This window comes from Streptomyces sp. GMY02 (assembly GCF_019056675.1).
In the GTDB taxonomy this organism is placed as follows: Bacteria; Actinomycetota; Actinomycetes; order Streptomycetales; family Streptomycetaceae; genus Streptomyces; species Streptomyces odonnellii.
The window spans coordinates 2761439-2784578 of the sequence record NZ_CP077658.1; the positions used below are offsets into that span (position 1 = coordinate 2761439).

Annotated in this window: 20 protein-coding genes, 1 pseudogene and 1 riboswitch; of the genes and pseudogenes, 9 read left to right on the top strand and 12 right to left on the bottom strand. The window is 70.8% G+C overall.

Annotation, left to right across the window (positions count from 1 at the left end; all coding sequences use genetic code 11):
* Positions 1–66: 66 nt before the first annotated feature.
* Entirely contained in the window at positions 67–1365 is a 1299-nt protein-coding gene (locus KQY30_RS11430) for a sugar ABC transporter substrate-binding protein (RefSeq protein WP_217306735.1), read from the bottom strand.
* Positions 1366–1654: 289 nt separating this feature from the next.
* On the opposite strand from KQY30_RS11430, the gene KQY30_RS11435 reads away from it, so the two are divergent.
* The 6 genes from KQY30_RS11435 to KQY30_RS11460 all read left to right on the top strand — a co-directional run bounded on the left by KQY30_RS11435 (position 1655) and on the right by KQY30_RS11460 (position 8935).
* Entirely contained in the window at positions 1655–2437 is a 783-nt protein-coding gene (locus KQY30_RS11435) for a GntR family transcriptional regulator (RefSeq protein ID WP_217310986.1), read from the top strand.
* 197 nt (positions 2438–2634) lie between these two features.
* Positions 2635–2841, top strand: a complete 207-nt coding sequence (locus KQY30_RS11440) for a DUF3311 domain-containing protein (RefSeq protein ID WP_254407078.1) — start codon at positions 2635–2637, stop codon at positions 2839–2841.
* The gene (gene mctP, locus KQY30_RS11445) at positions 2838–4469 is read left to right on the top strand and encodes a monocarboxylate uptake permease MctP (RefSeq protein ID WP_217306736.1); all 1632 of its coding nucleotides are present in this window, start codon (positions 2838–2840) and stop codon (positions 4467–4469) included. Before KQY30_RS11440 ends, mctP begins: the two co-directional genes overlap by 4 nt.
* A gap of 94 nt (positions 4470–4563) precedes the next feature.
* Entirely contained in the window at positions 4564–5100 is a 537-nt protein-coding gene (locus KQY30_RS11450) for a GNAT family N-acetyltransferase (RefSeq protein WP_217306737.1), read from the top strand.
* Positions 5101–5135: 35 nt separating this feature from the next.
* A riboswitch (cobalamin riboswitch) is annotated at positions 5136–5278 on the top strand.
* Between the two features lie 186 nt (positions 5279–5464).
* Positions 5465–7906, top strand: coding sequence for a ribonucleoside-diphosphate reductase subunit alpha (locus KQY30_RS11455; protein WP_254407572.1), 2442 nt, complete (start codon positions 5465–5467; stop codon positions 7904–7906).
* Positions 7907–7927: 21 nt separating this feature from the next.
* The gene (locus KQY30_RS11460) at positions 7928–8935 is read left to right on the top strand and encodes a ribonucleotide-diphosphate reductase subunit beta (protein WP_217306739.1); all 1008 of its coding nucleotides are present in this window, start codon (positions 7928–7930) and stop codon (positions 8933–8935) included.
* A gap of 195 nt (positions 8936–9130) precedes the next feature.
* Here KQY30_RS11460 and KQY30_RS11465 read toward each other — a convergent pair whose 3' ends face one another.
* Together KQY30_RS11465 and KQY30_RS11470 are read right to left on the bottom strand one after the other, a co-directional pair.
* The gene (locus tag KQY30_RS11465) at positions 9131–10372 is read right to left on the bottom strand and encodes an FAD-dependent monooxygenase (protein ID WP_217306740.1); all 1242 of its coding nucleotides are present in this window, start codon (positions 10370–10372) and stop codon (positions 9131–9133) included.
* Positions 10373–10392: 20 nt separating this feature from the next.
* The gene (locus KQY30_RS11470) at positions 10393–10647 is read right to left on the bottom strand and encodes a hypothetical protein (protein ID WP_217306741.1); all 255 of its coding nucleotides are present in this window, start codon (positions 10645–10647) and stop codon (positions 10393–10395) included.
* A 92-nt stretch (positions 10648–10739) separates the two neighbouring features.
* Between KQY30_RS11470 and KQY30_RS11475 the strand changes: the two genes are divergently transcribed.
* On the top strand, positions 10740–11705 hold the full coding sequence (locus tag KQY30_RS11475; protein ID WP_217306742.1) for a GlxA family transcriptional regulator: 966 nt from the start codon (positions 10740–10742) through the stop codon (positions 11703–11705).
* Positions 11706–11799: 94 nt separating this feature from the next.
* Here KQY30_RS11475 and KQY30_RS11480 read toward each other — a convergent pair whose 3' ends face one another.
* The 9 genes and pseudogenes from KQY30_RS11480 to KQY30_RS11520 all read right to left on the bottom strand — a co-directional run bounded on the left by KQY30_RS11480 (position 11800) and on the right by KQY30_RS11520 (position 20906).
* A complete protein-coding gene (locus tag KQY30_RS11480) occupies positions 11800–12537 on the bottom strand; it encodes a D-Ala-D-Ala carboxypeptidase family metallohydrolase (RefSeq protein WP_217306743.1) in 738 nt (245 codons plus the stop codon).
* A gap of 235 nt (positions 12538–12772) precedes the next feature.
* On the bottom strand, positions 12773–13429 hold the full coding sequence (gene def, locus KQY30_RS11485; protein ID WP_046499289.1) for a peptide deformylase: 657 nt from the start codon (positions 13427–13429) through the stop codon (positions 12773–12775).
* A gap of 270 nt (positions 13430–13699) precedes the next feature.
* The gene (locus KQY30_RS11490; protein WP_046499352.1) at positions 13700–14704 is read right to left on the bottom strand and encodes a tetratricopeptide repeat domain-containing protein; all 1005 of its coding nucleotides are present in this window, start codon (positions 14702–14704) and stop codon (positions 13700–13702) included.
* Positions 14705–14814: 110 nt separating this feature from the next.
* Entirely contained in the window at positions 14815–16131 is a 1317-nt protein-coding gene (locus KQY30_RS11495; RefSeq protein WP_254407079.1) for an HD-GYP domain-containing protein, read from the bottom strand.
* Positions 16132–16526: 395 nt separating this feature from the next.
* A pseudogene (locus KQY30_RS11500) lies at positions 16527–17840 on the bottom strand (HD-GYP domain-containing protein); the annotation flags it as partial.
* A gap of 187 nt (positions 17841–18027) precedes the next feature.
* Positions 18028–18351, bottom strand: coding sequence for a mycothiol system anti-sigma-R factor (rsrA, locus tag KQY30_RS11505; protein ID WP_046500409.1), 324 nt, complete (start codon positions 18349–18351; stop codon positions 18028–18030).
* Positions 18348–19010, bottom strand: coding sequence for a sigma-70 family RNA polymerase sigma factor (locus tag KQY30_RS11510; RefSeq protein ID WP_217306745.1), 663 nt, complete (start codon positions 19008–19010; stop codon positions 18348–18350). The genes rsrA and KQY30_RS11510 overlap by 4 nt, the downstream gene beginning before the upstream one ends.
* A 318-nt stretch (positions 19011–19328) precedes the next feature.
* Positions 19329–19964, bottom strand: a complete 636-nt coding sequence (locus KQY30_RS11515) for an alpha/beta family hydrolase (RefSeq protein ID WP_217306746.1) — start codon at positions 19962–19964, stop codon at positions 19329–19331.
* Between the two features lie 108 nt (positions 19965–20072).
* Positions 20073–20906 carry an SOS response-associated peptidase gene (locus tag KQY30_RS11520; protein WP_217306747.1) on the bottom strand — a complete coding sequence of 278 codons (834 nt, stop codon included), beginning with the start codon at positions 20904–20906 and terminating at the stop codon, positions 20073–20075.
* Positions 20907–20964: 58 nt separating this feature from the next.
* Between KQY30_RS11520 and KQY30_RS11525 the strand changes: the two genes are divergently transcribed.
* Both KQY30_RS11525 and aroA read left to right on the top strand, forming a co-directional pair.
* Entirely contained in the window at positions 20965–21678 is a 714-nt protein-coding gene (locus KQY30_RS11525; RefSeq protein ID WP_217310989.1) for a M50 family metallopeptidase, read from the top strand.
* A 96-nt stretch (positions 21679–21774) separates the two neighbouring features.
* A complete protein-coding gene (aroA, locus tag KQY30_RS11530) occupies positions 21775–23136 on the top strand; it encodes a 3-phosphoshikimate 1-carboxyvinyltransferase (RefSeq protein WP_217306748.1) in 1362 nt (453 codons plus the stop codon).
* Positions 23137–23140: the final 4 nt, after the last annotated feature.

Here is a 23140-nt window from a genome sequence, read left to right on the forward strand (position 1 = left end):
GGACAGGACCCAGGCGATCAACTCGTCAGGATTCCTGTTCGGAAATCCTGGGCCGGAACTCCTGGATCAGGACTCCTGGTTGATCAGCTCGTTGATCTCCGCGTCGGCCGCCTTCGTGGCCTCGGCCACCGACTTGCCCTTGATGATGTCGAGCAGCATCACCTCAAGGGTTTCCTTCTTCTCGATGGCGGTCCAGCCCGGGGCGATCGGGGTGAACCAGGCGTCCGGTACGGCGTTGGCGATCGGCGCGGTCTCCGGCTTGGCCTTCAGCGGTTCGAGCTGCTTGGTGTTGTTCGGCAGGATGTTCTTGGAGGCGAGGACGTCCTGCGACTTGGCGCTGGTGAAGGCCGCTATCCACTCCTCGCCGAGGTCCTGGACCTTGGACTTGGAGATGGTGGCGAGGTCGGAACCGCCGATGAAGGACGGCAGGGCCTTGCCGTCGGGGCCGGGCATGCCGGCCGTACCGATCTTGTCCTTGAGCTTCGGGTTGCCGTTCGCGGCGGAGTCGACGACGCTGCCGGCCTCCCAGCCGTTGCCGTACAGCAGCGCGGTCTTCTCGTTGGCCATGACGTTGGCGTGGTCCGCCTCGTCCTTGGTCTTGTCGCCGTGGTTGTACTTGTTGACCAGGTCGACGAAGTGCTGGATGCCCTTCTGGGCCTCGGGGGTGGAGAGGCTGGCCTTCCACTCCTTGGCGCCCTCGTCGTACGTGGCCACCTTGCCGCCGTACGCCGCGACGTACGAGAGCGCCGCGTACCAGTAGCGGCCCGGCAGGTAGAGCGGCGAGAAGGCCTTGTCCTTGCCGTACTTGGTGCCGACCTTGTCCAGCGCGGCGGTCAGCTCGGCCTCGGTGGCGGGCAGTACGTCCGAGCCGGTGGCGGCCTTGAACATGTCCTTGTTGTAGATCGCCACCCGGGCACCCGCGTAGTAGGGCACGCAGTACTGCTTGCCCTCGAAGGCGCACGTGTCCTTCAGACCCTTGATCCAGGTGTCCGAGTTCTCGTACTTGGCCGGGTCGATCTCACCGAGCGCGCCGTTGAGGATGTACGTCATCGTCTCGGTGTTGCCCAGCTCGACGACATCGGGGTACTTGTCGCCGGCGAGCGCCGCGTCGAGCTTCTTGGCCTTGTCCGCCCACTGCTGGTACTGGACCTTGACCGTGACATTCGGATACTTCGCCTTGAACTGGTCGTTGACGCTCTTGACCAGCTCGGGCCAGGTGCTCTGGGCGTCCGACATCAGCCAGACGGTGAGCGTCTCCTTGCGGTCCTTGGGATCCTTCGACGCCGAGCTGTCGTCCGAGCCACACGCGGCAATACCGACCATCATGCCCGCGACGCCGACCGTCGCGATGAGCTTGCGCTTCACGCCACCCTCCTCAGGGATGCCTGCAACCCCTGCCCACCGCGATGACCGCGAAGACGTACGACGAGTACTGCTGGGGCTGGGACCTGGTCTTTAATGGTTTAGACCAGTACGGGGAGCTTGGCCTAGACCTTTAGGGGTGTCAAGGGTGTATAAGAAGGGCAGTCGTGTCCGTTATCGGACCGACACCTGAGGGAGGGCGACGACCCGTGGCCGGACCGTGCCACCATGTGAGCCGCGACAGACGGAGGAGCCGGTGACGGCAGCAGCGCAGGAGTCGGGAAGGCAGGCCATGGCCACGGACGGGGGCGGCAGCGGAAATGGAAGCGGTCCGGAGACCGAGAGCGGGAGCCCCACCCGTACGGCGCGCGTGCCCAAGTATTACCGACTGAAGCGGCACTTGCTCGATATGACGGAGACTCTGCCGCCCGGCACTCCGGTGCCGCCGGAGCGCACGCTCGCCGCCGAGTTCGACACCTCGCGCACCACCGTGCGCCAGGCCCTCCAGGAACTGGTCGTCGAGGGCCGGCTCGAACGGATCCAGGGCAAGGGCACGTTCGTCGCCAAGCCCAAGGTCTCGCAGGCCCTCCAGCTCACCTCGTACACCGAGGACATGCGCGCCCAGGGCCTGGAGCCGACCTCCCAGCTCCTGGACATCGGCTATGTCACGGCCGACGACACCCTGGCCGGTCTGCTCGACATCACCACCGGCGGACGGGTGCTGCGGATCGAACGGCTGCGGCTGGCCAGCGGTGAGCCGATGGCCATCGAGACCACGCATCTGTCGGCCAAACGCTTCCCCGCGCTGCGCCGCTCGCTCGTCAAGTACACCTCCCTCTACACGGCGTTGGCCGAGGTGTACGACGTCCATCTCGCCGAGGCCGAGGAGACCATCGAGACCTCGCTGGCCACTCCGCGCGAGGCCGGGCTGCTCGGTACGGATGTGGGGCTGCCGATGCTGATGCTCTCGCGGCACTCGCTCGACGCCGCGGGAGAGCCGGTGGAGTGGGTGCGCTCGGTCTACCGGGGCGACCGCTACAAGTTCGTGGCGCGCCTGAAGCGCCCCGCCCGCTGACAACCGGGCGCTGTCTCCTTCGCGTTCGCGCAGGCTGCTCGGTGTTCGGCCCTATCCCCTCACATGCCTTTGCCGTAGATTTCCTCGCGCTCATCAATGGCGATCAGTGAGGGGACGGATGCGCTGTGTCAGAAGTGTCAGGGGTTCGTGAAGAAAAGCCGGCCGCGAGCAGACGTCCATTAGTCACGCCCGCGCGCGTGGTGATAGCGGTCTGCCTCGTCGCGCCCTTTGTGGCGCTGCTCTGGGTCGGCTCGTACGCGAAGACCGAGCCCGTCTTCATCGGCATCCCGTTCTTCTACTGGTACCAGATGGCCTGGGTGCTGGTCTCGACCGGGCTGACCATGATCGCGTACCAGCTCTGGCAGCGTGACCAGCGCGCCCGTGCGGGAGGTGCGTCACGATGACCGACGGCGTGAACGGTGTGGCGCTCACCGTCTTCATCCTCTTCTTCGTGGCCGTCACGGTCATGGGCTTCCTGGCCGCGCGCTGGCGCAAGGCCGAGAACGAGCACAGCCTGGACGAATGGGGCCTGGGCGGCCGGTCGTTCGGCACCTGGGTCACCTGGTTCCTGCTCGGCGGCGACCTCTACACGGCGTACACCTTCGTGGCGGTCCCGGCGGCGATCTACGCGGCGGGCGCGGCCGGCTTCTTCGCCGTGCCGTACACCATTCTGGTCTACCCGCTGATCTTCACCTTCCTGCCCAGGCTGTGGTCGGTCTCGCACCGGCACGGGTACGTCACCACCTCGGACTTCGTCCGGGGGCGCTTCGGCTCGAAGGGCCTCTCGCTGGCGGTCGCGCTCACCGGCATCCTCGCGACCATGCCGTACATCGCACTCCAACTGGTCGGAATCCAGGCGGTGCTCGATGTGATGGGCCTCGGCGGCGGTGAGAACACCAACTGGTTCATCAAGGACCTGCCGCTGCTTCTCGCCTTCGGGGTGCTCGCCGCGTACACCTACTCGTCAGGGCTGCGCGCGCCCGCGCTGATCGCCTTCGTCAAGGACACCCTGATCTATCTGGTGATCGCGGTGGCCATCATCTACATCCCCATCAAACTGGGCGGTTTCGACGACATCTTCGCCAAGGCGGGCGAGGCGTTCGCACAGACCAATCCGGCGACCGGCGCGCCGCGCGGAGCGCTCGTACCGGGCGAGGCCGGGCAGTGGGGCTATGCCACCCTGGCGCTCGGTTCCGCGCTCGCGCTCTTCATGTATCCGCACTCCATCACGGCGACGCTGTCCAGCCGCAGCCGCGATGTGATCCGGCGCAACACCACGATCCTGCCGCTGTATTCGCTGATGCTCGGCCTGCTGGCGCTGCTGGGCTTCATGGCGATCGCCGCCGGAATCAAGGTCGACAACGGGCAGTTGGCGATCCCGCAGCTCTTCGAGAACATGTTCCCGGACTGGTTCGCGGGCGTGGCCTTCGCGGCCATCGGGATCGGCGCGCTGGTGCCGGCCGCGATCATGTCGATCGCCGCGGCCAATCTCTTCACCCGCAACATCTACAAGGACTTCATCAGGCCGGACGCGACCCCGGCGCAGGAGACCAAGGTGTCGAAGGTGGTCTCGCTGCTGGTGAAGGTGGGCGCGCTGGTCTTTGTGCTGTCCATGGACAAGACGGTGGCGATCAACTTCCAGTTGCTGGGCGGGATCTGGATCCTCCAGACGATGCCGGCCCTGGTCGGCGGCCTGTTCACCCGCTGGTTCCACCGCTGGGCACTGCTCGTCGGCTGGGGCGTCGGCATGCTGTACGGGACGGCCGCGGCGTACGGGGTGGCGAGCCCCACCCAGAAGCACTTCGGCGGATCGTCGGCGGAGATCCCGGGGATCGGCGAGATCGGCTACATCGGTCTGACGGCGTTCGTGCTGAACGTGGTGGTCACGGTGGTGCTGACGTTCGTGATGCGGGCGGTCAAGGCGCCCGAGGGCGTGGACGAGACGAGCCCGTCGGACTACACGGCGGACGCGGGGGATCCGGGGGTACGGGTCGAGCCGGCGAAGGAGACGTCGGGCGACCCGGTGCACTGAGCCGGTATCAGCCGTTCGTTCGGGCCGTCGCGCTTTCCCTGCTGGTCAGGGGGCGCGGCGGCCCGTTGTCGTACCCATGGCGCACACTCGGTGCATGGACTTCACGATCAGGGAGGCCGAGCCCGGGGAGTACGCGCGGCTCGGCGACATCACCGCGCAGGCGTATCTCGCGGACGGGCACCTGGACTTCGGTGCGGACGACCCGTATCTGCCCACGCTGCGGGATGTGGCCGCACGGGCGGCCGAGGCGGAGGTGCTGGCCGCCGTGGACCCGGGCGGGACCGTGCTGGGCGGGGTCACCCTGGTCCTGGCCGGCGGGCCCTGGGCGGACATCGCGCAGGACGGCGAGGCCGAGTTCCGGATGCTGGCGGTCGACCGGGCGGCCCGTGGCAGAGGCGTGGGCGAGGCGCTCGTCCGCGCCTGTGTGGAGCGCGCCCAGGACACGGAGGGCTGTATACGGCTGGTGCTGTCGACCCAGGCGTCCATGCGGCAGGCCCACCGGATCTATGAGCGCCTGGGCTTTGTCAGGACCCCGGAGCGGGACTGGGAACCGCTGCCGGATCTCCCGCTGCTCGCCTATGTCCTGGACCTGCCCGGCGCCGCCGACGGTGGTGCGCCCGGGGGCGGCTGACCGTACTCGACACTACATCTGGGGGGTGGCGCGACTCCCAGCCACCAGATGTATGCTCGATCTCGCTGTCGACGCAGGGGAATCCGGTGCGAATCCGGAACTGTCCCGCAACGGTGTGCTGTGGTGCGCTTTGCCGTGCCCGCGAGTCCGAGCGCCTGCCGACGGTGCGTCCGGGTCGGCCGATCCGGGCGCCGAGACGTCCGGGCCTCGCGGTTGGGCCGGTGGACGCCGCGCCGCGTGCTGCCCGGATCCCGGGAGTACGGCGGTGCGCGCCCCCGTGTTCCCTCGCGCCGGCCCGGAGCCGAGCGAGGGAGAGCACCACGTGACCATCGCGCCAGCGGATCCGGCGGCAGCCGCTCCGGGAATCACCGGGCCCGACGGCCGGGGCGACGCGCCGGCCGCCGGACCGGCCGGCGGACCGGGCGACGCGCTGCTGCGGGTCCTGACCGGACTGACCGCCGATCTGCCCGACGCCGACCCGGGCAGAGTGGCCGCCGCCGCGCTCCGGGGCGGTAACGCCCGGTCGGACGAGGCCGAGTTGCGCGGGCTCGCCGTGGAGGCGGCCGCCGGTCTGATCGCCGAGGACCCCTCGTACTCCCGGCTCGCCGCCCGGCTGCTCACCCGCGCGATCGCGGAGGAGGCGGCCGGCCAGGGCGCGGTGTCGTTCTCGGCGTCGGTCGCGATCGGGCACCGCGAGGGCCTGATCGCCGACCGTACGGCCCGTTTCGTCGCGCTGCACGCCGCCCGGCTCGACCGGCTGGCCGATCCGGCGGCCGACGACCGCTTCGGCTACTTCGGGCTGCGTACGCTCCACGACCGCTATCTGCTCAGGCACCCGATCACCCGCCGGGTGATCGAGACCCCGCAGCACTTCATGCTGCGGGTGGCCGGCGGACTCGCGGAGGACGAGTCGGCGCGGGCGCTGGACGAAGTCGCCGCGCTGTACGGGCTGATGAGCCGGCTGGAGTATCTGCCGTCCTCGCCGACGCTCTTCAACTCCGGTACCCGCCACCCCCAGATGTCCTCCTGCTATCTGCTGGACTCCCCGCTGGACGAGCTGGACTCGATCTACGAGCGGTACCACCAGGTGGCCAGGCTCTCCAAGCACGCGGGCGGCATCGGCATCCCGTACTCCCGTGTCCGCTCGCGCGGTTCACTGATCCGCGGCACCAACGGGCACTCCAACGGCATCGTCCCCTTCCTCCGCACCCTCGACTCCTCGGTCGCCGCGGTCAACCAGGGCGGCCGGCGCAAGGGCGCGGCCTGTGTCTATCTGGAGACCTGGCACGCGGATCTGGAGGAGTTCCTGGAGCTGCGCGACAACACCGGCGAGGACGCCAGGCGCACCCACAATCTGAATCTGGCGCACTGGATCCCGGACGAGTTCATGCGCCGGGTGGAGGCGGACGGCATGTGGTCGCTGTTCTCGCCCTCCGATGTGCCGGAGCTGGTGGATCTGTGGGGCGAGGAGTTCGACGGGGCCTACCGCGACGCGGAGGCGGCGGGGCTGGCCCGCAGGACCGTCCCGGCGCGCGAGCTGTACGGCAGGATGATGCGCACCCTCGCGCAGACCGGTAACGGCTGGATGACCTTCAAGGACGCGGCGAACCGTACGGCCAACCAGACCGCCGCGCCCGGCGCGGTCGTCCACTCGTCCAACCTCTGCACGGAGATCCTGGAGGTGACGGACGACGGCGAGACGGCCGTGTGCAACCTGGGATCGGTCAACCTGGCCGCGTTCGTGCTGGATCCGGGCGAGCGGGGCGAAGGGGACGCGCCGGGTACGTCCGGCGACGGGTTCGACTGGGAGCGGCTCGACGAGACGGTCCGTACGGCCGTGACCTTCCTCGACCGGGTCGTGGACATCAACTTCTACCCGACCGAGCAGGCCCGGAACTCCAACGCGAAGTGGCGGCCGGTGGGTCTGGGGGTCATGGGCCTCCAGGACGTCTTCTTCAAGAAGCGGCTCCCCTTCGACTCCCCCGAGGCCGCCGCGCTCTCCACGCGGATCGCCGAGCGGATCATGCTCGCCGCGTACGAGGCGTCCTGCGACCTCGCCGAGCGCTCAGGACCGCTGCCCGCCTGGTCCCGGACCCGCGCCGCCCGTGGTGTGCTGCACCCCGACCACTACGGTGTGGAGCCGGTCTGGCCGGAGCGCTGGGCGGCGCTCCGCGCCCGTATCGCCTCGACCGGGATGCGCAACGCGCTGCTCCTGGCGATCGCGCCGACGGCCACCATCGCGTCGATCGCGGGGGTGTACGAGTGCATCGAGCCGCAGGTCTCCAATCTCTTCAAGCGCGAGACGCTGTCGGGTGAGTTCCTCCAGGTCAACTCGTATCTGGTGGCGGACCTGAAGAGGCTGGGCGCCTGGGACTCGGGCTCGCGCGAGGCGCTGCGCGAGTCGAACGGCTCGGTGGCGGGCCTCAGCGGCGTCCCCGCGGAGATCCGCGCGCTGTACCGCACGGCGTGGGAGATCCCGCAGCGCGCGCTGATCGACATGGCGGCGGCGCGTACGCCGTATCTGGACCAGAGCCAGTCGCTGAACCTGTTCCTGGAGACGCCCACGATCGGGAAGCTCAGCTCGATGTACGCGTACGCCTGGAAGCAGGGGCTGAAGACGACGTACTACCTGCGCTCGCGCCCGGCGACCAGGATCGCGAGAGCGGCGGGCGCGTCGGGGGCCGCGGGCACCGCTCCCGTACCCGTGCCTTCCGGGTCCGTGCCTTCCGTACCCGTACAGGCCACACCGCAGGACGCGGTGGCCTGCTCCCTGGAGAACCCCGAGTCCTGCGAGGCGTGCCAGTAAATGACCACGGAGACAACGGACATGAAGACGAAGAACCTGCTGGACCCGGGTTTCGAACTGACCCTGCGCCCCATGCGCTATCCGGACTTCTACGAGCGCTACCGCGACGCGATCAAGAACACCTGGACGGTCGAGGAGGTCGATCTGCACTCCGATGTGGCCGACCTCGCCAAGCTCTCCCCCGGCGAGCGGCATCTGATCGGCCGGCTGGTCGCGTTCTTCGCGACGGGCGACTCGATCGTGGCGAACAATCTGGTGCTGACGCTCTACCGGCACATCAACTCGCCCGAGGCTCGGCTCTATCTCTCCCGCCAGCTCTTCGAGGAGGCCGTGCACGTCCAGTTCTATCTGACGCTCCTGGACACCTATCTCCCCGATCCGGAGGACCGCGCGGCGGCCTTCGCGGCGGTGGAGAGCATCCCGTCGATCCGCGAGAAGGCGGAGTTCTGCTTCCGCTGGATGGACTCGGTCGAGACGCTCGACCGTCTGGAGTCCCGCGCGGACCGCCGCCGCTTCCTGCTCAATCTGATCTGCTTCGCGGCCTGTATCGAGGGGCTGTTCTTCTACGGGGCCTTCGCGTACGTCTACTGGTTCCGCTCCCGCGGCCTGCTGCACGGTCTGGCCACCGGCACCAACTGGGTGTTCCGCGACGAGACGATGCATATGAACTTCGCCTTCGAAGTCGTCGACACGGTCCGCAAGGAGGAACCGGACCTGTTCGACGACACCCTTCAGCAGCAGGTCACCGAGATGCTGAAGGAGGCCGTCCGGGCGGAGCTGCGATTCGCCCACGACCTCTGCGGCGAGGGGCTCCCCGGTATGAACACCGATTCGATGCGCGAGTACCTCGAATGCGTCGCCGACCAACGCCTCCAGCGCCTGGGCTTCGCCCCGGTGTTCGGCGCGGAGAACCCCTTCTCCTTCATGGAGCTCCAGGGCGTCCAGGAGCTGACCAACTTCTTCGAACGCCGCCCGTCGGCCTACCAGTCGGCGGTGGAGGGCACGGTCGCCTTCGACGACGACTTCTGACCCGGGCGCGCCCGGCGGCTTCGGCCCATGGCTGGTGCCGCGACCGGCAATGTCTGCCCGTCGAGGAGCGGCGTCCGGTGCGTGCGATCGCAAGGCGGCCGGAAGTCCTTGTAGCGGAGCTACCAGGGCTTTTGGCCAACGCCGCGAGCGTGCGTGCAGGGCGTCGCGACGGGGCAAACCTTGCCGGGAGGGGCACTAGCTGCGGGCCGACGGGGAGCGGGGGTGGAGGCTGGTGGCGATCTTGGGGCCCAGCCAGCGCTTCAGCTTGCGCAGGGGTTCCAGTTGGCCCGCCGCCCGGTCGAGGCGGTAGTAGAGCTGGGGCGGGATGTGCGGAAGCAGGGGGGAGTGGCGCTGGCCCAGGAGGGCGAACATATGGGCCGGGGCGAGGTTGATGTAGCGGGGGAGGTTCTCGTACCACTGCGCGCTGTAGCGGGCCGCGCTCTGGACGGGGAGGAGGGCCGATCTGCGCTCGCGCTCGTAGCGGGCCAGGGCCGGCGCGAGATCCCGGGCGGCACCGGGACCCCGTGGTTCGCGGGTGTCGCCCAGCGCGCCGGCCAGGGCGATGGCGTCCTCCAGGGCGAGTGTGGTGCCCGCGCCGATGGAGTAGTGCGTGGTGTGCGCGGCGTCGCCGAGCAGGACGAGGTTGCCGCGGTGCCAGGTCCGGTTGGTGAGCGTACGGAAGTTCAGCCACTGGGCGCTGCCGTCGGCGTGGGACCGCCCGATCAGCCGGTGTCCGCCGAGCGGCCCGGCGAAGAGCCGCTCCAGCAGGGCCAGGCTGTCGGCCTCGTTCATCCGGTGCAGGCCGAGGCCCTGCCAGGTCGCGGGGGAGCACTCGACGATGCAGGTGCTGTGCTCCTGGCTGAACCCGTAGCCGTAGCACCAGATCCAGCCGTGCGCGGTCTCCACGAAGCCGAAGGTGAAGGAGTCAAAGACCCGGGTGGTGCCGAGCCAGATGTACATGTTCCGCCCGGCCACCGCCTCGGTCCCGAAGTGGTCCGCGTGGCGCTCGCGCAGCGCGCTGCCGACCCCGTCGCAGGCGACGACGAGGTCGGCGTCGGGCGGGCCGGCCGCGGCGTCGACCGGGTGCTCGAACTCGACGCGTACGCCCAGGGATCCGGCCCGCTCGGCGAGGAGTTCGAGCAGCCGGCGGCGTCCGATGCCGAACCCTTCGTCGCCGTGGTGCCTGGTCGTGCTGTCCCGGACATGCGCGACCCCGTCGCTCCAGCGGACCGAGTTCTGCCGGATGGCGCGGGCGGATTCGGGGTCGTGGCGGTGGAGCTTGTCGATGAGGCCGCCCCAGTAGGTCACGCCCCAGCCGTATGTCGACCCGGCCGGGTTCCGTTCGTAGACGGTGATCTCATGGGACGGGTCCTGCCGCTTCATCAGGATCGAGAGGTACAGGCCGGCGGGCCCGCCACCGACGCAGGCGACCTTCACGCGCGCTCCCTTTGGTGACTTTAGTGACGCAAAGTGATCGATTTGCGACGAAGGGTAGCAGGTACGACATGTACCCCCGCGGGATCCACGGCCGCCGGTCCGCCGGCCGTCCGCCGCACGCCGGGCCCGCGCACGGCGTCTTCCGGCCGTTCCCCGCGCTCGGCCCGGCGGAGCTGGCCGTCGATCGCCCGGTCCCTGAGGTGCCAGACCAGCGCCGGCAGACCGAGCAGCACAAAGAAGGCGATAAGGGCGAGAACCGTGAGGAAGATGTCCATGCCCCCACTGTCGTCGCTCCGCCCGGACGCGAGCAGTGGCAGGACTGTCGTCAACCATCGAATTACTGCCAAATCCGATGCACACTGGATCCATGCTGAACAACATCGCGGTCGTGCTGCTCGACGGTGTGCACCCCTTCGAACTCGGCGTACTCTGCGAGGTCTTCGGCCTCGACCGGAGCGACGAGGGCCTGCCCGTCCCCGATTTCGCCGTGGTCTCCGCCGAAGGGCCTGTGCTGCGGTCCCATGCCGGGTTCACGCTCGGCGACATGCACGGCCTCGACCGGCTGGAGAAGGCCGACCTCATCGCCGTACCGGCCGGTGACTCGTATGTGAACCGCGACTATCCCCCGGAGCTGCTGGCGGCGCTGCGCCGCGCCGTGGACCGGGGCGCGCGGGTGCTGAGCGTCTGTTCCGGGGTCTTCGTGCTCGGCGCCGCCGGACTGCTGGACGGCCGGCGGTGCACCGTTCACTGGCTGCACGCGGCGGCGCTGGCCCGCGCCTATCCGCGGGCGGTCGTCGAGCCGGATGTGCTGTACGTGGACGAGGGCCCGGTCATCACCTCGGCCGGCACCGCCGCCGGGATCGACGCCTGCCTCCATCTCGTACGGGAGGAGTACGGGCCGGAGGTCGCCAACGCGATCGCGCGGCGCATGGTGGTGCCGCCGCACCGGGACGGCGGGCAGGCGCAGTTCATCGAGCGGCCGCTGCCGAGGAACCGCTGCGACACGGTCGGCGGGGTCCTCGGCTGGATGGAGCGCCATCTCGACCGGGAGATGACCGTCGAGCAGTTGGCCGCGCGGGCCCATATGTCGCCGCGGACCTTCGCCCGCCGCTTCCAGCAGGAGACGGGGACGACTCCGTACCGCTGGCTGCTGCGCCAGCGCGTACTGCTGGCACAGGAGTTGCTGGAGGCGACGGACGAGACGGTGGACAGCGTCGCGGGGCGGGCCGGGTTCGGGAACGCCGCCGGACTGCGGCATCACTTCCTGCGGACGCTCGGGACGACCCCGAACGCGTACCGGCGTACGTTCCGGGGCCCCTCGCACGCCGCGTGAGGCCCCGTACCGCTGTGGCTGGTGCTGGTGCTGGTGCCAGTTCCCGTGCTGGTGCCGGCGCCGGTCCGACCGCGTCGGACGGGGCGGGGCGGGATCAGATGCCGCAGCTCGGCGCCGACCAGAAGCGGCTCGGCCGGTGGTCGACATGCGCGTGGTCGTTGTGGTCCGGGTAGCCCGGGCCGAGGATCCCGTTGAAGCCGTGGTTGCGGGCCGTCTGGGCCAGGGTGCACAGGGAGTGCGGGCCGGAGCCCAGGTCCGCGGCGTCACCGTAGAGATGACGGCTGCTGGACGCCCCGCCGACCGCGTTGTTGCAGGCCTGCGAGCGGAATCCGCTGGTGACGCGGAGGGGCTGGTCGCCGAGCGCGTGCCGCATCGCCTCCAGCTTCCACATCGTGCGCAGGGCGTTGGACTTGGCGGTGGCCGCGTCCACCGCGCCGCCCGCCCAGGTGGTGTTGCAGGTGTTCAGTTCGGCGTAGCTGAAGTGGATCGGCGTGCAGTCGTCGTCCTGGAGCGAGTACAGCTTGTTGAAGGTGGCCGGGCCCGCGATGCCGTCGGACGCCAGGCCGTACGCCGACTGGAAGCGCTTGACGGCCGCGGCGGTCGCCGGTCCGAAATCGCCGTCGATGGCGAGTACGCCGCCGCTGCCCGGGTAGCCGGCGACCCGGATCTGGAGCTGGGTGACATCGGCGCCGTTCGCTCCCTGGGAGAGGGTGCGGGACCAGGTGTAACACCCGTCGGCCTGGGCCGTTCCCGCGGTGACGAGCGTACCGGCCCAAGCGAAGGACATGGTCATGACAAGGCTGACCAGAAGTCTTACGGTGCGTCGGAGCATTGCGTCTCCTCGTGAGGCTGGAGGGGGGTGTACGCAGAGACTGGCGCACAGGTCGACGCGCGTCAACCGGGCTTCCACCGAGCCCGGTTGACGATCTCTTGACGATCTCCCTGTGAGGTTTCCGCGAACGGCCGGCCGCGCGAACGGTCGGTGTTCGGGACAGCCGGTCCTCCAGGGCCGGCCGTCGGCCCGCCGGATCCGTCGGTCGCTCGGGGCCCGTCAGCCGTTCGGGCCGTCAGTCGTTGGGGACGGTCTCGTAGCGCGGGGTGTTCTCCTCCATCTGCCGCAGCGCGTCCTTGCGGTCGCGCTTGGACAGCCGGTCGATGTACAGACGCCCGTAGAGGTGGTCGGTCTCGTGCTGGAGGCAGCGGGCGAAATAGCCGGTGCCCCGCACCTTGATCGGCTTGCCCTCGGCGTCCTGGCCGTGGACCACCGCGAAATCGGGCCGCGCCAGCGACGCGTACGCCGTCGGCACGGACAGGCAGCCCTCGTTGGCGTCGTCAAGATGCCGGGCCTCGGGCGGCAGCTCCTCCAGCACCGGATTGCAGACCGCGCCGACATGCCGCACCCCGTCGTCGTCCGGGCAGTCGTAGACGAAGACCTTGAGGTCCACCCCGATCTGGTTGGCGGCCAGGCCCACGCCCTCGGCTGCGCGCTGACTGGCGAACATGTCGTCGATCAGCGCGGCGAGCTTGTCGTCGAACTCCGTCACGTCCTTGCACTCCCGGTGGAGCACCGGATTCCCGACGACGGTGATCGGGCGGACCGTACCGCGCTCGCGGTGCGCCAGCTCGCGCGCCTCCGCGTCCTCCGTGTCCACGACGAACCCGTCCTCCGTCTCCGCCACGGAGGCCCCGCTGTCGATCCGCTGGTCCGTCTCCTGCTGCGCCATGTCCGCAGTACGCCTTCCTCGGTACCCGATGCTGCCTGCACGCCGATACTGCCCGTACGACCACTGTTCGCACGACAACTGTCCGCACGATCGCCGCCCGCGCGGTCGGCGTGCTGTGCGCGATGTGCCCGTACAGCCTAAGGGCAGCGATCCGGAGACAGCGGCGTCCTGTGGATATCCGGACATCGTCCGTTCACGAACATCCGTGCCTGTGGACAACCGCGCCCCGCAGCGGCCCCCGCACACACACCACGGGCGGGCCGACGCAGCTCAGCAGACCTCTTCGAGGTCGCGCCACTCGCGGGTGTCCGGGCTGTCGGCGACCCAGCCGTCGAGCAGGCCCCGCACCAGCCCCGGCGGCGCGGCGATCCCGCACTCGCGCTCGGGCGCCCACAGCTCCCCCGCCGTACGGTGCCCCAGCGGCCCCGGGTGGCCCGGCTCGCTGTGGTCGTGCGGATCGAGATGCTCGCCGTCGCCCTCGGCGCTCGGCATCCGGCTCTCCGAACAGGCCCGGCAGAGCAGCCGTACCGAGGACGACCAGTCCTCCGCGGCGAACCCGGCGTCGGCGGCCAGCCGCTCCAGCGCGTCCCTGTCGTCCTCGGTCGCCGCCTCCAGCAGCACGACCCAGGTGGGTACGGGCGAGGGAGCCCACAGCTCGATCTCGTCGAAGACGGGGTAGGCGCGGGTGGCGCCGTCCGGGCCCGCGGCGGTCGTACGCTCGCCGTTCGGCACGCCGTCGTGCAGGACGACCTCGCCCCAGCGGCGGCCAGACGAGGGCAGCGGGATCGACAGCACCTCGATCCTGGCGGGGTCCAGCCTGCGCCCCCAGACCACCTCGGCCTCGCCCTCGGGCGAGAGGCGGACGGCCGCGCTGCCCAGCTCCATGCCCTCCGGCTCGCCGTTGGCCTCGACGCTGTGCGGATTGCCGGGCACCTTCAGCCCGTACGCCTGCCAGGCGCGGCGGGCCAGCGGCCAGTCCTGGAGCGCGGTGGCGGCGATGCCGACATTCCACCAGTCCGGGGCGCCGGTCTCCTTGTCCAGCAGGGCGACGGCGCGCAGCCCGGCGGCGCGGGCCTGCTCCCAGTCGTGCCGGAACTTGTGCAGCAGGGCCAGATTGAACCAGGACTCCGAGAGCCAGGGCTCCAGATCCGCCGCGCGCGTGAGCAGCGCGCCCGCGTCCTCGTACCGGCCGTCACCGATCAGCGTGAACGCGCGGTCGGTGGCCTGCCGCCACGAGGCGGAGGGCCGATGCCGTACCTTCCCGAAGATCCTCACGATTCCCGCCTGCCGGTCGCTCGGGTCAGTGCCCCCGGACACCTTTTCCTCGACACCCTCTTCTTCGCATCCAACCATGCCCGGTCGGACGCCCGCTCATTACCCATGGGTTACCCGGCCCCACCTGCGGCCGGACCTCCCCGGGACAGCACACGCGCCAGGGCTTCCACCACCTCGGGCTGGTAGTCGTACGCCGTCCCGAGCCGGAGCCGCTCCAGCGCGCCGAGCGGGCCACTCGCAGTGCCACATTCCCCGGTCAGGTCGTCATACGCATTGACGGCGCGGACAATCCGGGCGGGCAGCGGCTGTTCCCGGTACGGATCGGCCTGCCGCTCCACCACGACGGCGACGGCGGCCGGCACTCCGGTCTGACGGACCACCGCGCCGCCGAGCAGGGCGATACGCCGCTGCTCGGCCACCGGCAGCAGGGCCGTGGCGCCCTCGGGCACGGGATCGACGAGCGAGAGCTGCCCGATGTCGTGCATGAGGGCCGCGTACTCCAGGACGGTCAGTTCGGGTCCCGAGAGCCCCAGCTCACGGCCGACGGCACAGCTCAGCTCGGCGACCCTGCGGGCATGCCCGTGGGGCGTGTATCCGGCGATCTCGGTGGCCCGGGCGAGGGAGGCGATGGTCTGGCGGTAGGTGGTCCGTACGGCGGCGTAGCGCCGGAAGGAGAGCTGGGTCAGCAGCAGCGGCACACAGAACACGGGCAGCGCCCAGAGGCCCGCGACCGCGACTCCGAGGGCGATGACCGCCCCGGTGGCGCAGACGGCGGAGCCGATGTGGAGCAGCGCGCGCAGTTCGTCCCGGAGGAGGGGGCCGAAGGGATGGCGGGTACGGGCGCGCACCATCAGGGCGGCGAGGACGGCGTCCCAGAGGGCGGTGAGGACGAGCAGGAGGAGGAGCAGTACGGCGTAGCCGGGGCCGGATCCGAAACGTTCGCGCAGATCGGCCGCGCTGTAGAGGGGCTGGAAGCAGACCGCGGCGAAGCCGACGGTGAGGATCCGTCTGGCCATGTGCCCGAGGCCGGGACCGCGGCCCCTGACGACATGCGGTACGGCGCCGGCGAGCCCGGCCGCGGCGACGACGGCGACGGTCTGGAGGACCCCATGGGTGGCGGGGTGGCCGGCGTTCTCGCCGAGCAGGGCGTACGCGAGTGCCCCTGCGGCACCGAGCGGCGCGGGCTCGCGCTCGCCGGGCGGGGCGCCCCAGCGGGCCAGTTCGCCGATGGCGACGAGGACACCGAAGGCGAGGGCGGCGCGGGGCTCGGCGAGGCCCTGCCACAGGGTCCGTCCGAGCCCGGCGACGGTGACGGCCGCGGCGGTGCCGTACACCCCGACGAGCACGGCCAGGGAGCCGATGTGCCCCGGCCGCTTCCCCGCCCCGGCCCGCGCCCCCGATGCCGCCCGGACGGCGGCCGCGGTCATCTCCGCCCTCCACGCGCGGACCGGCCGGGGGCCTGGGCCTCACGGGGAGGGACGTTTCGGCGCGAGGCCGGGGCGGGGTCGGGGTCGGGGACGACGGCGGCTTGCGCCGGAACGTCGTCCGAGCGAGCGGCCCGGCCCGGGGACTGGGCGTGTGGCTGGGCCTGAGCGTGTACCTGGGCCTGGGCCGACGGGCCGGAAGCAGCCCTGTGCGCGACCGGGGCCGACGGGCCGGAAACGCTCTGGTTGGCGGCCTGGGACAACGAGCCCGAAGCGCTCCGGTGCGTGGCCTCGGACGACGAGCCCGAAGCGGCCTGGGCCAGCGGGCACGAAGCCGCCTGGGCCTCGCCCGGCGGGGCACCCGCCGGGTGCGGGGCCGGAGCCGCCCGGCAGCGCTCCTCGTCCGCCGTCACCTCCGTGCACCAGCCATGGCGGTCCAGCGCCTTCGACAGCGCCCGCACCATCTCCGGGTCGAACTGCGTGCCCGCGCACCGCTCCAGCTCCGCCAGCGCGGCCGGCACCGGGCGGCCCCTGCGGTACGAGCGCGTCGAGGTCATCGCGTCGAAGGCGTCGGCCACGGCCACCACCCGTGCGAACTCCGGGATCCGGTGGCCTTCGAGACCGCAGGGATAGCCCGTGCCGTCGAGGCGCTCGTGGTGGTGGAGGATCGCGGCCCGCGCCTCCCCCAGGAAGCCGATGCCGCGCACCATCTCGTGCCCGTACTCGGGGTGCAGCTCGATCACCCGGCGCTCCTCCGGTGTCAGCGGGCCGTCCTTGCGCAGCACCCGGGTCGGTACGCCGAGCTTGCCCACGTCGTGCAGGATTCCGGCGAACCGGAGGACCTCGATCCGCCTCGGCTCCATGCCCAGCTCATGGGCGATCAGCACGGACGCGTGCCCGACCCGCTCGCTGTGCCCGCGCGTATAGGTGTCCTTGATGTCGACCGCCTGGACGAGCGCCCTGATGGTGGCCTGGTGGGCGGCGCGCTCGCGGTGGTACTGGGCGAAGACCCAGCAGGAGATGTACATGGGCAGGAGGACGAAGAGCGCGGAGACCGGCCCGTACGGACTGCGCCACAGGACCGCCATCATCAGCCCGGCGAGACCGTGGGCGGCGTACGGGGCGAGGGAGCGCAGCAGCAGGCCGCGCCATGCCGTACGCGCGGGAAGGCGTTCCGCGGTGACGAGGATGCCGCCGTCCAGCATGGCCAGCGCCAGACAGAAGGCGAGGGTCCCGGCCGCTGCGGGCAGCAGGACGTACGGGAAGTCGGGCCGCGTCAGCCCGTATCCGCCGCCGCCGAGCGCCACCGGGCCGCCGAACAGCGCCTGGGCTCGCGCCGCCGCCCAGGTGGCGATGGCGAGCTGCGCGGCGCGCCAGATCCGCCGGGCGCTCCTGGGACGCCGCTCGGCCCGCGCGCACAGCGCCCCCGGCACCGCGACCAGCGCGGCGGCCGACGGAGGCAGCAGAAAGGCCGCGGCGAGGAGGACGGGGAAGAACGACCCGGCCACGACCGGCGAGGCGCCATGGACCGAGCCCCCCATGAAGCGCAGGAACCGGCCGCGCGCGGGGGTCTCGCAGAAGGCGTACAGCAGCGCGAGCGGCGCGACCGCCGCCCAGGGAGTGCCGGAACTCAGCGCGGGCCACACACAGGCACCGGCGCAGAGCACAGCCACCAGAATGTACGCGCGCGCCGCACCCGGTATGGCCCTCACGCGTCCCCGCCCCTTCCCGTACCCGCCCGAAACAGACGGTCAGGCTAGCGAGCGGGACGGCGAGGAGCGGCCCAATACCACCGATTAGCACCTTTGGGTGACAAGAGCCGCTATCGGGGAGGCTTGGGCACGCTCGCACGTTCTATGGGCATGTTCCAGTTCGTGCACGCATTCGCGTACTTCTTCGTCACTCCGCGGTGGCGCCCGGCAGATCCGCGCCCGTCCGCGACGGCACGTCATGGTCCGGTACGGCCTGTCCCGACCTGATCAGATCGATCCGCCCCATGACCTTGGCGCGCAGGTCGCTCGGCACGTCGTCCTGCCCGCAGCACCTCTTGACCAGCTTCTTCACGGCCTGCTCAAGGCCGTACTTCTGCAGGCACGGGGAGCACTCCTCGAAGTGCACCTCGAACTTGGCGCAGTCGCTGTCCGGCATCTCATGGTCGAGGAACTCGTAGAGGTGGTCGAGAACCTCGGCGCAATCCGTCTCATGCGGCTCTCCGCAGCTCATGAGTCCGAACCTTTCCGATCGTCCGACGACTCTCCCGCACCCGCCGGTACGAGCCCGCGGTCACGGGCGTAGTCCTCCAGCATGCCGCGCAACTGGCGGCGGCCACGGTGCAGTCGTGACATCACCGTACCGATGGGTGTCCCCATGATGTCCGCGATCTCCTTGTAGGCAAAGCCCTCGACATCGGCGAGATAGACGGCGATGCGGAACTCCTCGGGGATCGCCTGGAGCGCGGCCTTCACATCGGAGTCGGGGAGGTGGTCCAGCGCCTGGGACTCGGCGGAGCGCAGCCCGGTCGACATGTGCGACTCGGCGCGCGCGAGCTGCCAGTCCTCGATCTCCTCCGCGGCACTGCGCTGGGGCTCGCGCTGCTTCTTGCGGTACGAGTTGATGAAGGTGTTGGTGAGGATGCGGTACATCCACGCCTTGAGGTTGGTCCCCTCACGGAACTGGTGGAAGGAGGCGTAGGCCTTGGCGTAGGTCTCCTGTACGAGGTCCTCGGCGTCGGCCGGATTGCGCGTCATGCGCAGCGCGGCCGAGTACATCTGGTCGAGAAAGCCCAGGGCGTCCCGCTCGAAGCGGGCGTTGCGCTCGGCAGCGCTCTCTTCGATGATGTTGCCGTCGTCGGCCCCTGCGTCGGTCCCTGTGACCGGACCCACCTCCTCCAACGCTGTGGTGGGACCGAATGCGGACCCACTCGAATCGGAGAATAGTCGACCTTGCTGCGACGAGGCCTGCCGGTCCGGTCCGCCCACCGCCCGAGCGGGAGCGGTCTTGGCCGCGGACAGCACCGTCCACTCCAGGTCAGCGGCGTCTGAGCGGCGCGGGCAGATGGTCGAACCCATACGACGGACTCCCTCTCCATACTCCGGTGTGCACCAGCGTTCGGCTACTCCCCTAAACATCGGTCCCGCCCCGGGCATTCCCCGGGGGGCGGCAGGGGAGCCGCGAGCCCAGCAAGATCCAAACGAGAGGCCTTAACCCGGGAGCCAGGCCGCGACCCCGTCGGTGAGGATCGTCTGGGCCTCCTCCTGGGAGAGGGGCGCTCTCTTGGGTACGGCGAGGCCATGGTCGCCGTACGGCACCTCCAGCAGGGTGTACGAGCCCTCCGGGAACTCCGCGGGCTTCCCGAAGGCGTCATGGCCGCCCTGGACGACCAGTGTGGGCACCCCGGATTCCAGCAGTTCGGCGGCGCGTGACTTCTCCGGCCGGCCCGGCGGGTGCAGCGGAAAGCTCAGGGCGAGTACGGAGTGCGCCCCCAGCTCGCGCGCCGTACGGCAGGCCACCCGCGCCCCGGCGCTCCGGCCGCCCGCGACAACGGGCAGTCCGGGCCTCTCCAACGCGGGCCAGAGCGCCCGCCAGCCGGTGTCGAGGGTCCTGGGCGCGGGCGCCAGCTTCTTGCCGGCCACCCGCCACGGCTGCTCGACCAGGGCGACGGTCACCCCGAGCGGGGGCAGCGCGGCGGCGAGGGCGCGCAGATCGGGCGCCTCGATCCCGCCGCCGGCGCCATGGCCGGCGGCGAGTACGAGCCGGGGCCGCTCCGTCGCGTACCAAGTGATCCGGGCGTCCCCGGCCGGGGTCCCGACGGTCTCTCGCTTCGGTTCGCTCGTCACAGGGCCATCCTGCCGCGCCGGCGCCGGCGCCCGCGTGCCGCGCACACCGGCGCACACCGTCAGGACCCCGTCGGGACCGCCATCAGGAGCCCGGAAGGCCGTCGGGCCTCAGAAGAGCGTGCTCTCCTCCGGCGCCGCCAGCTCCTCCAGCAGCTCGGGGCCGTTGTTGCGGACATTGCTGACCGCCGTCGTCACCGGATACGCCCGCATCAGCCCGGCCGGCGGCGACGCCAGCAGCTCCCGCAGCTCGTCGGGGTCCGTACGGGCCGGGTCCAGCCAGGAGTCCCAGCGGTCCGGGGTCAGCATCAGCGGCATCCGGGGATGGATCTCGGCCAGCGTCCCGGGCCCGTCGGCCGGGGCCACCGCCAGCGGTGTCTTCTCCGCCTCGGTGGTGATCACCGAGCAGGTCGCCCACCAGGCCAGCGGATGCTCGTCCGGCAGGGTCCGGTCGCGCCAGAACTCGTACAGTCCGGCCATGGCCATCACCGAGCCGTCGGCGGGCGTCACGAAATAGGGCTGCTTGCGCGGCCGCTTCTTCCGGCCCTGCTCCTCCAGCTTCCGCTCGTCGGAGCCGGTGACCCACTCGTAGTAGCCGTCGGCCGGCACGATGCAGCGCCGGGCGAGGAAGGGCCTGCGGAACGACGGCTTCTCGTGCACGGTCTCGGCCCGTGCGTTGATCATCCGGGCCCCGCCCTCGGGGGTCTTCGCCCAGGACGGCACGAGCCCCCACTTCAGTCTGCGGAGCTGACGAACCGGACCGGCCCCCACCGCGTCCTCCTCCGGGGACGCCGGGCGCACCGGACGCTCCAGTACCGCGTAGACCTCCTTGGTGGGGGCCACGTTCCAGTCGGGAGCGAGGGTCTCCTCGGGCTCCCACTTCTCAATGCCGAAGAGTCCCTGAAGATCTTCAGGCCTCCGGCTCGCCGCATACCGTCCGCACATAAGTGCCACACTGCCACGACGCAAACCCACCTGAGGAGCCGCCCGAGAAATGGCCAGCATCGACTCGACCTCTCTCGCCGATCTGTGGGACCGCGTCTTCGGCACCCAGCCCGCGCCGGAGAGCTGGCTGGTGGCCGTGGCCGCCGCCGTGGCGCTTCTGGCGGTCGTACCGCGACCGGTCTGGCGGGTGTCCCGCAACGCGATCACCATCGCGCACGAGGGCGGCCACGGGCTCATAGCCCTGGTCACCGGGCGGCGGCTGGACGGGATCCGGCTGCACTCGGACACCTCGGGCCTGACCGTCAGCCGCGGCAGACCCACCGGACCCGGCATGATCCTCACCGCGGCGGCCGGGTACACCGCTCCCCCGCTGCTCGGCCTCGGCGGCGCCTGGCTGCTCGCCGCGCACCACATCACGCTGCTGCTGTGGCTGGCGACGGCGCTGCTGCTCGCGATGCTGGTGATGATCCGGAACGCGTACGGGGCACTCACCGTGATCGTCACGGGGGCGGCGTTCCTGCTGATCTCCTGGCTGACCGGTCCCGCGGTCCAGTCGGCGTTCGCGTACACCGCTGTCTGGTTTCTGCTGCTCGGGGGCGTGCGCCCGGCGTTCGAGCTCCAGTCCAAGCGCCGCTACGGGGGCGCCGGGGATTCGGACGCCGACCAGCTCGGGCGGCTGACGCGGGTGCCGCCGGTGCTGTGGCTGTTCCTCTTCCACACCGTCTCGCTCTGCTCACTCATCGGCGGCGGGCGCTGGCTACTGGGCTGGTAACTGCCCTGTGCACCGTCTATCACCTTCTCGTTACGCCCTGGTTTCGCCACATTTGATCAAGATACGGGTCGGTCACGAACCACTAAAGTGATGGCCATGACCGAAAGCTCCGTGCAGCCCGCCCTCTGGCCCGCCCCCTACGCGCGCGGGGCCGTCGAAGCGACGGTCACCGTGCCGGGATCCAAGTCGGTCACCAACCGCGCTCTGGTCCTCGCCGCACTGGCCGCCGAGCCCGGCTGGCTGCGCCGCCCGCTGCGCTCCCGCGACACCCTGCTGATGGCCGAGGCCCTGCGCGCCATGGGTGTCGGCATCGAGGAGACCCTGTCGTCCAGCTCCACCGCCGCGGGCGTCCCCGCCCCGGGCGGCGAGGCGTGGCGGGTGATCCCCTCCGGCCTGCACGGCCCCGCGTCCGTCGATGTCGGGAACGCCGGTACGGTGATGCGCTTCCTGCCGCCCGTCGCGACGCTCGCCGACGGCACCGTACGGTTCGACGGCGACCCCCGCTCGTACGAACGCCCGCTGGGCAGCGTCATCCACGCCCTGCGCGCCCTCGGTGCCCGGATCGACGACGACAACCGCGGCGCGCTCCCGCTGACCGTGCACGGCGGCGGCGCGCTGGACGGCGGCCCGGTGGAGATCGACGCCTCGGCGTCCTCCCAGTTCGTCTCCGCGCTGCTGCTCTCGGGGGCGCGCTTCAACCAGGGCGTGGAGGTCCGCCATGTGGGCAAGGTCCTGCCGTCCATGCCGCACATCCGGATGACCGTGGACATGCTGCGCGCGGTCGGCGCCCAGGTCGACGAGCCGGAGACCGGCGGCGAGCCGAATGTCTGGCGGGTCTCCCCCAGCGCCCTGCTCGGCCGCGATCTGACCGTGGAGCCCGATCTCTCCAACGCCCAGCCGTTCCTGGCCGCCGCGCTGGTCACCGGTGGCCGGGTCACCGTCCCTGACTGGCCCGAGCGCACCACACAGCCGGGCGACGCACTGCGCCGGATCTTCACCGAGATGGGGGGTTCCTGCGAGTTCGACATGACGGCGGAGGGCACCTGTCTCACCTTCCGGGGCACCGGCGCGATCCACGGCATCGACGTCGATCTGAGCGAGGTCGGCGAGCTGACCCCCGGTATCGCGGCCGTGGCCGCGCTCGCGGACTCGCCCTCCACCCTGCGGGGCGTCGCCCATCTGCGGCTCCACGAGACGGACCGGCTGGCCGCGCTCACCAAGGAGATCAACGAGCTGGGCGGCGATGTCACCGAGACCGCGGACGGTCTGCACATCCGCCCGCGCCCGCTGCACGGCGGGGTGTTCCACACGTACGACGACCACCGCATGGCCACGGCGGGCTCGATCATCGGGCTGGCCGTCGAAGGGGTACGGATCGAGAACGTCGCGACGACCGCCAAGACACTGCCCGACTTCCCGCGGATGTGGACCGACATGCTCGCGGGAGCGGGAGCCTGACGGC

Coding starts and splice junctions, on each gene's coding strand:
- KQY30_RS11435 (WP_217310986.1), top strand. CDS start 1,655: ATGGCCACGGACGGGGGCGGCAGCGGAAATGGAAGCGGTCCGGAGACC.
- mctP (WP_217306736.1), top strand. CDS start 2,838: ATGACCGACGGCGTGAACGGTGTGGCGCTCACCGTCTTCATCCTCTTC.
- KQY30_RS11450 (WP_217306737.1), top strand. CDS start 4,564: ATGGACTTCACGATCAGGGAGGCCGAGCCCGGGGAGTACGCGCGGCTC.
- KQY30_RS11460 (WP_217306739.1), top strand. CDS start 7,928: ATGAAGACGAAGAACCTGCTGGACCCGGGTTTCGAACTGACCCTGCGC.
- KQY30_RS11470 (WP_217306741.1), bottom strand. CDS start 10,647: ATGGACATCTTCCTCACGGTTCTCGCCCTTATCGCCTTCTTTGTGCTG.
- KQY30_RS11475 (WP_217306742.1), top strand. CDS start 10,740: ATGCTGAACAACATCGCGGTCGTGCTGCTCGACGGTGTGCACCCCTTC.
- KQY30_RS11480 (WP_217306743.1), bottom strand. CDS start 12,537: ATGCTCCGACGCACCGTAAGACTTCTGGTCAGCCTTGTCATGACCATG.
- def (WP_046499289.1), bottom strand. CDS start 13,429: ATGGCGCAGCAGGAGACGGACCAGCGGATCGACAGCGGGGCCTCCGTG.
- KQY30_RS11495 (WP_254407079.1), bottom strand. CDS start 16,131: ATGACCGCGGCCGCCGTCCGGGCGGCATCGGGGGCGCGGGCCGGGGCG.
- rsrA (WP_046500409.1), bottom strand. CDS start 18,351: ATGAGCTGCGGAGAGCCGCATGAGACGGATTGCGCCGAGGTTCTCGAC.
- KQY30_RS11520 (WP_217306747.1), bottom strand. CDS start 20,906: ATGTGCGGACGGTATGCGGCGAGCCGGAGGCCTGAAGATCTTCAGGGA.
- aroA (WP_217306748.1), top strand. CDS start 21,775: ATGACCGAAAGCTCCGTGCAGCCCGCCCTCTGGCCCGCCCCCTACGCG.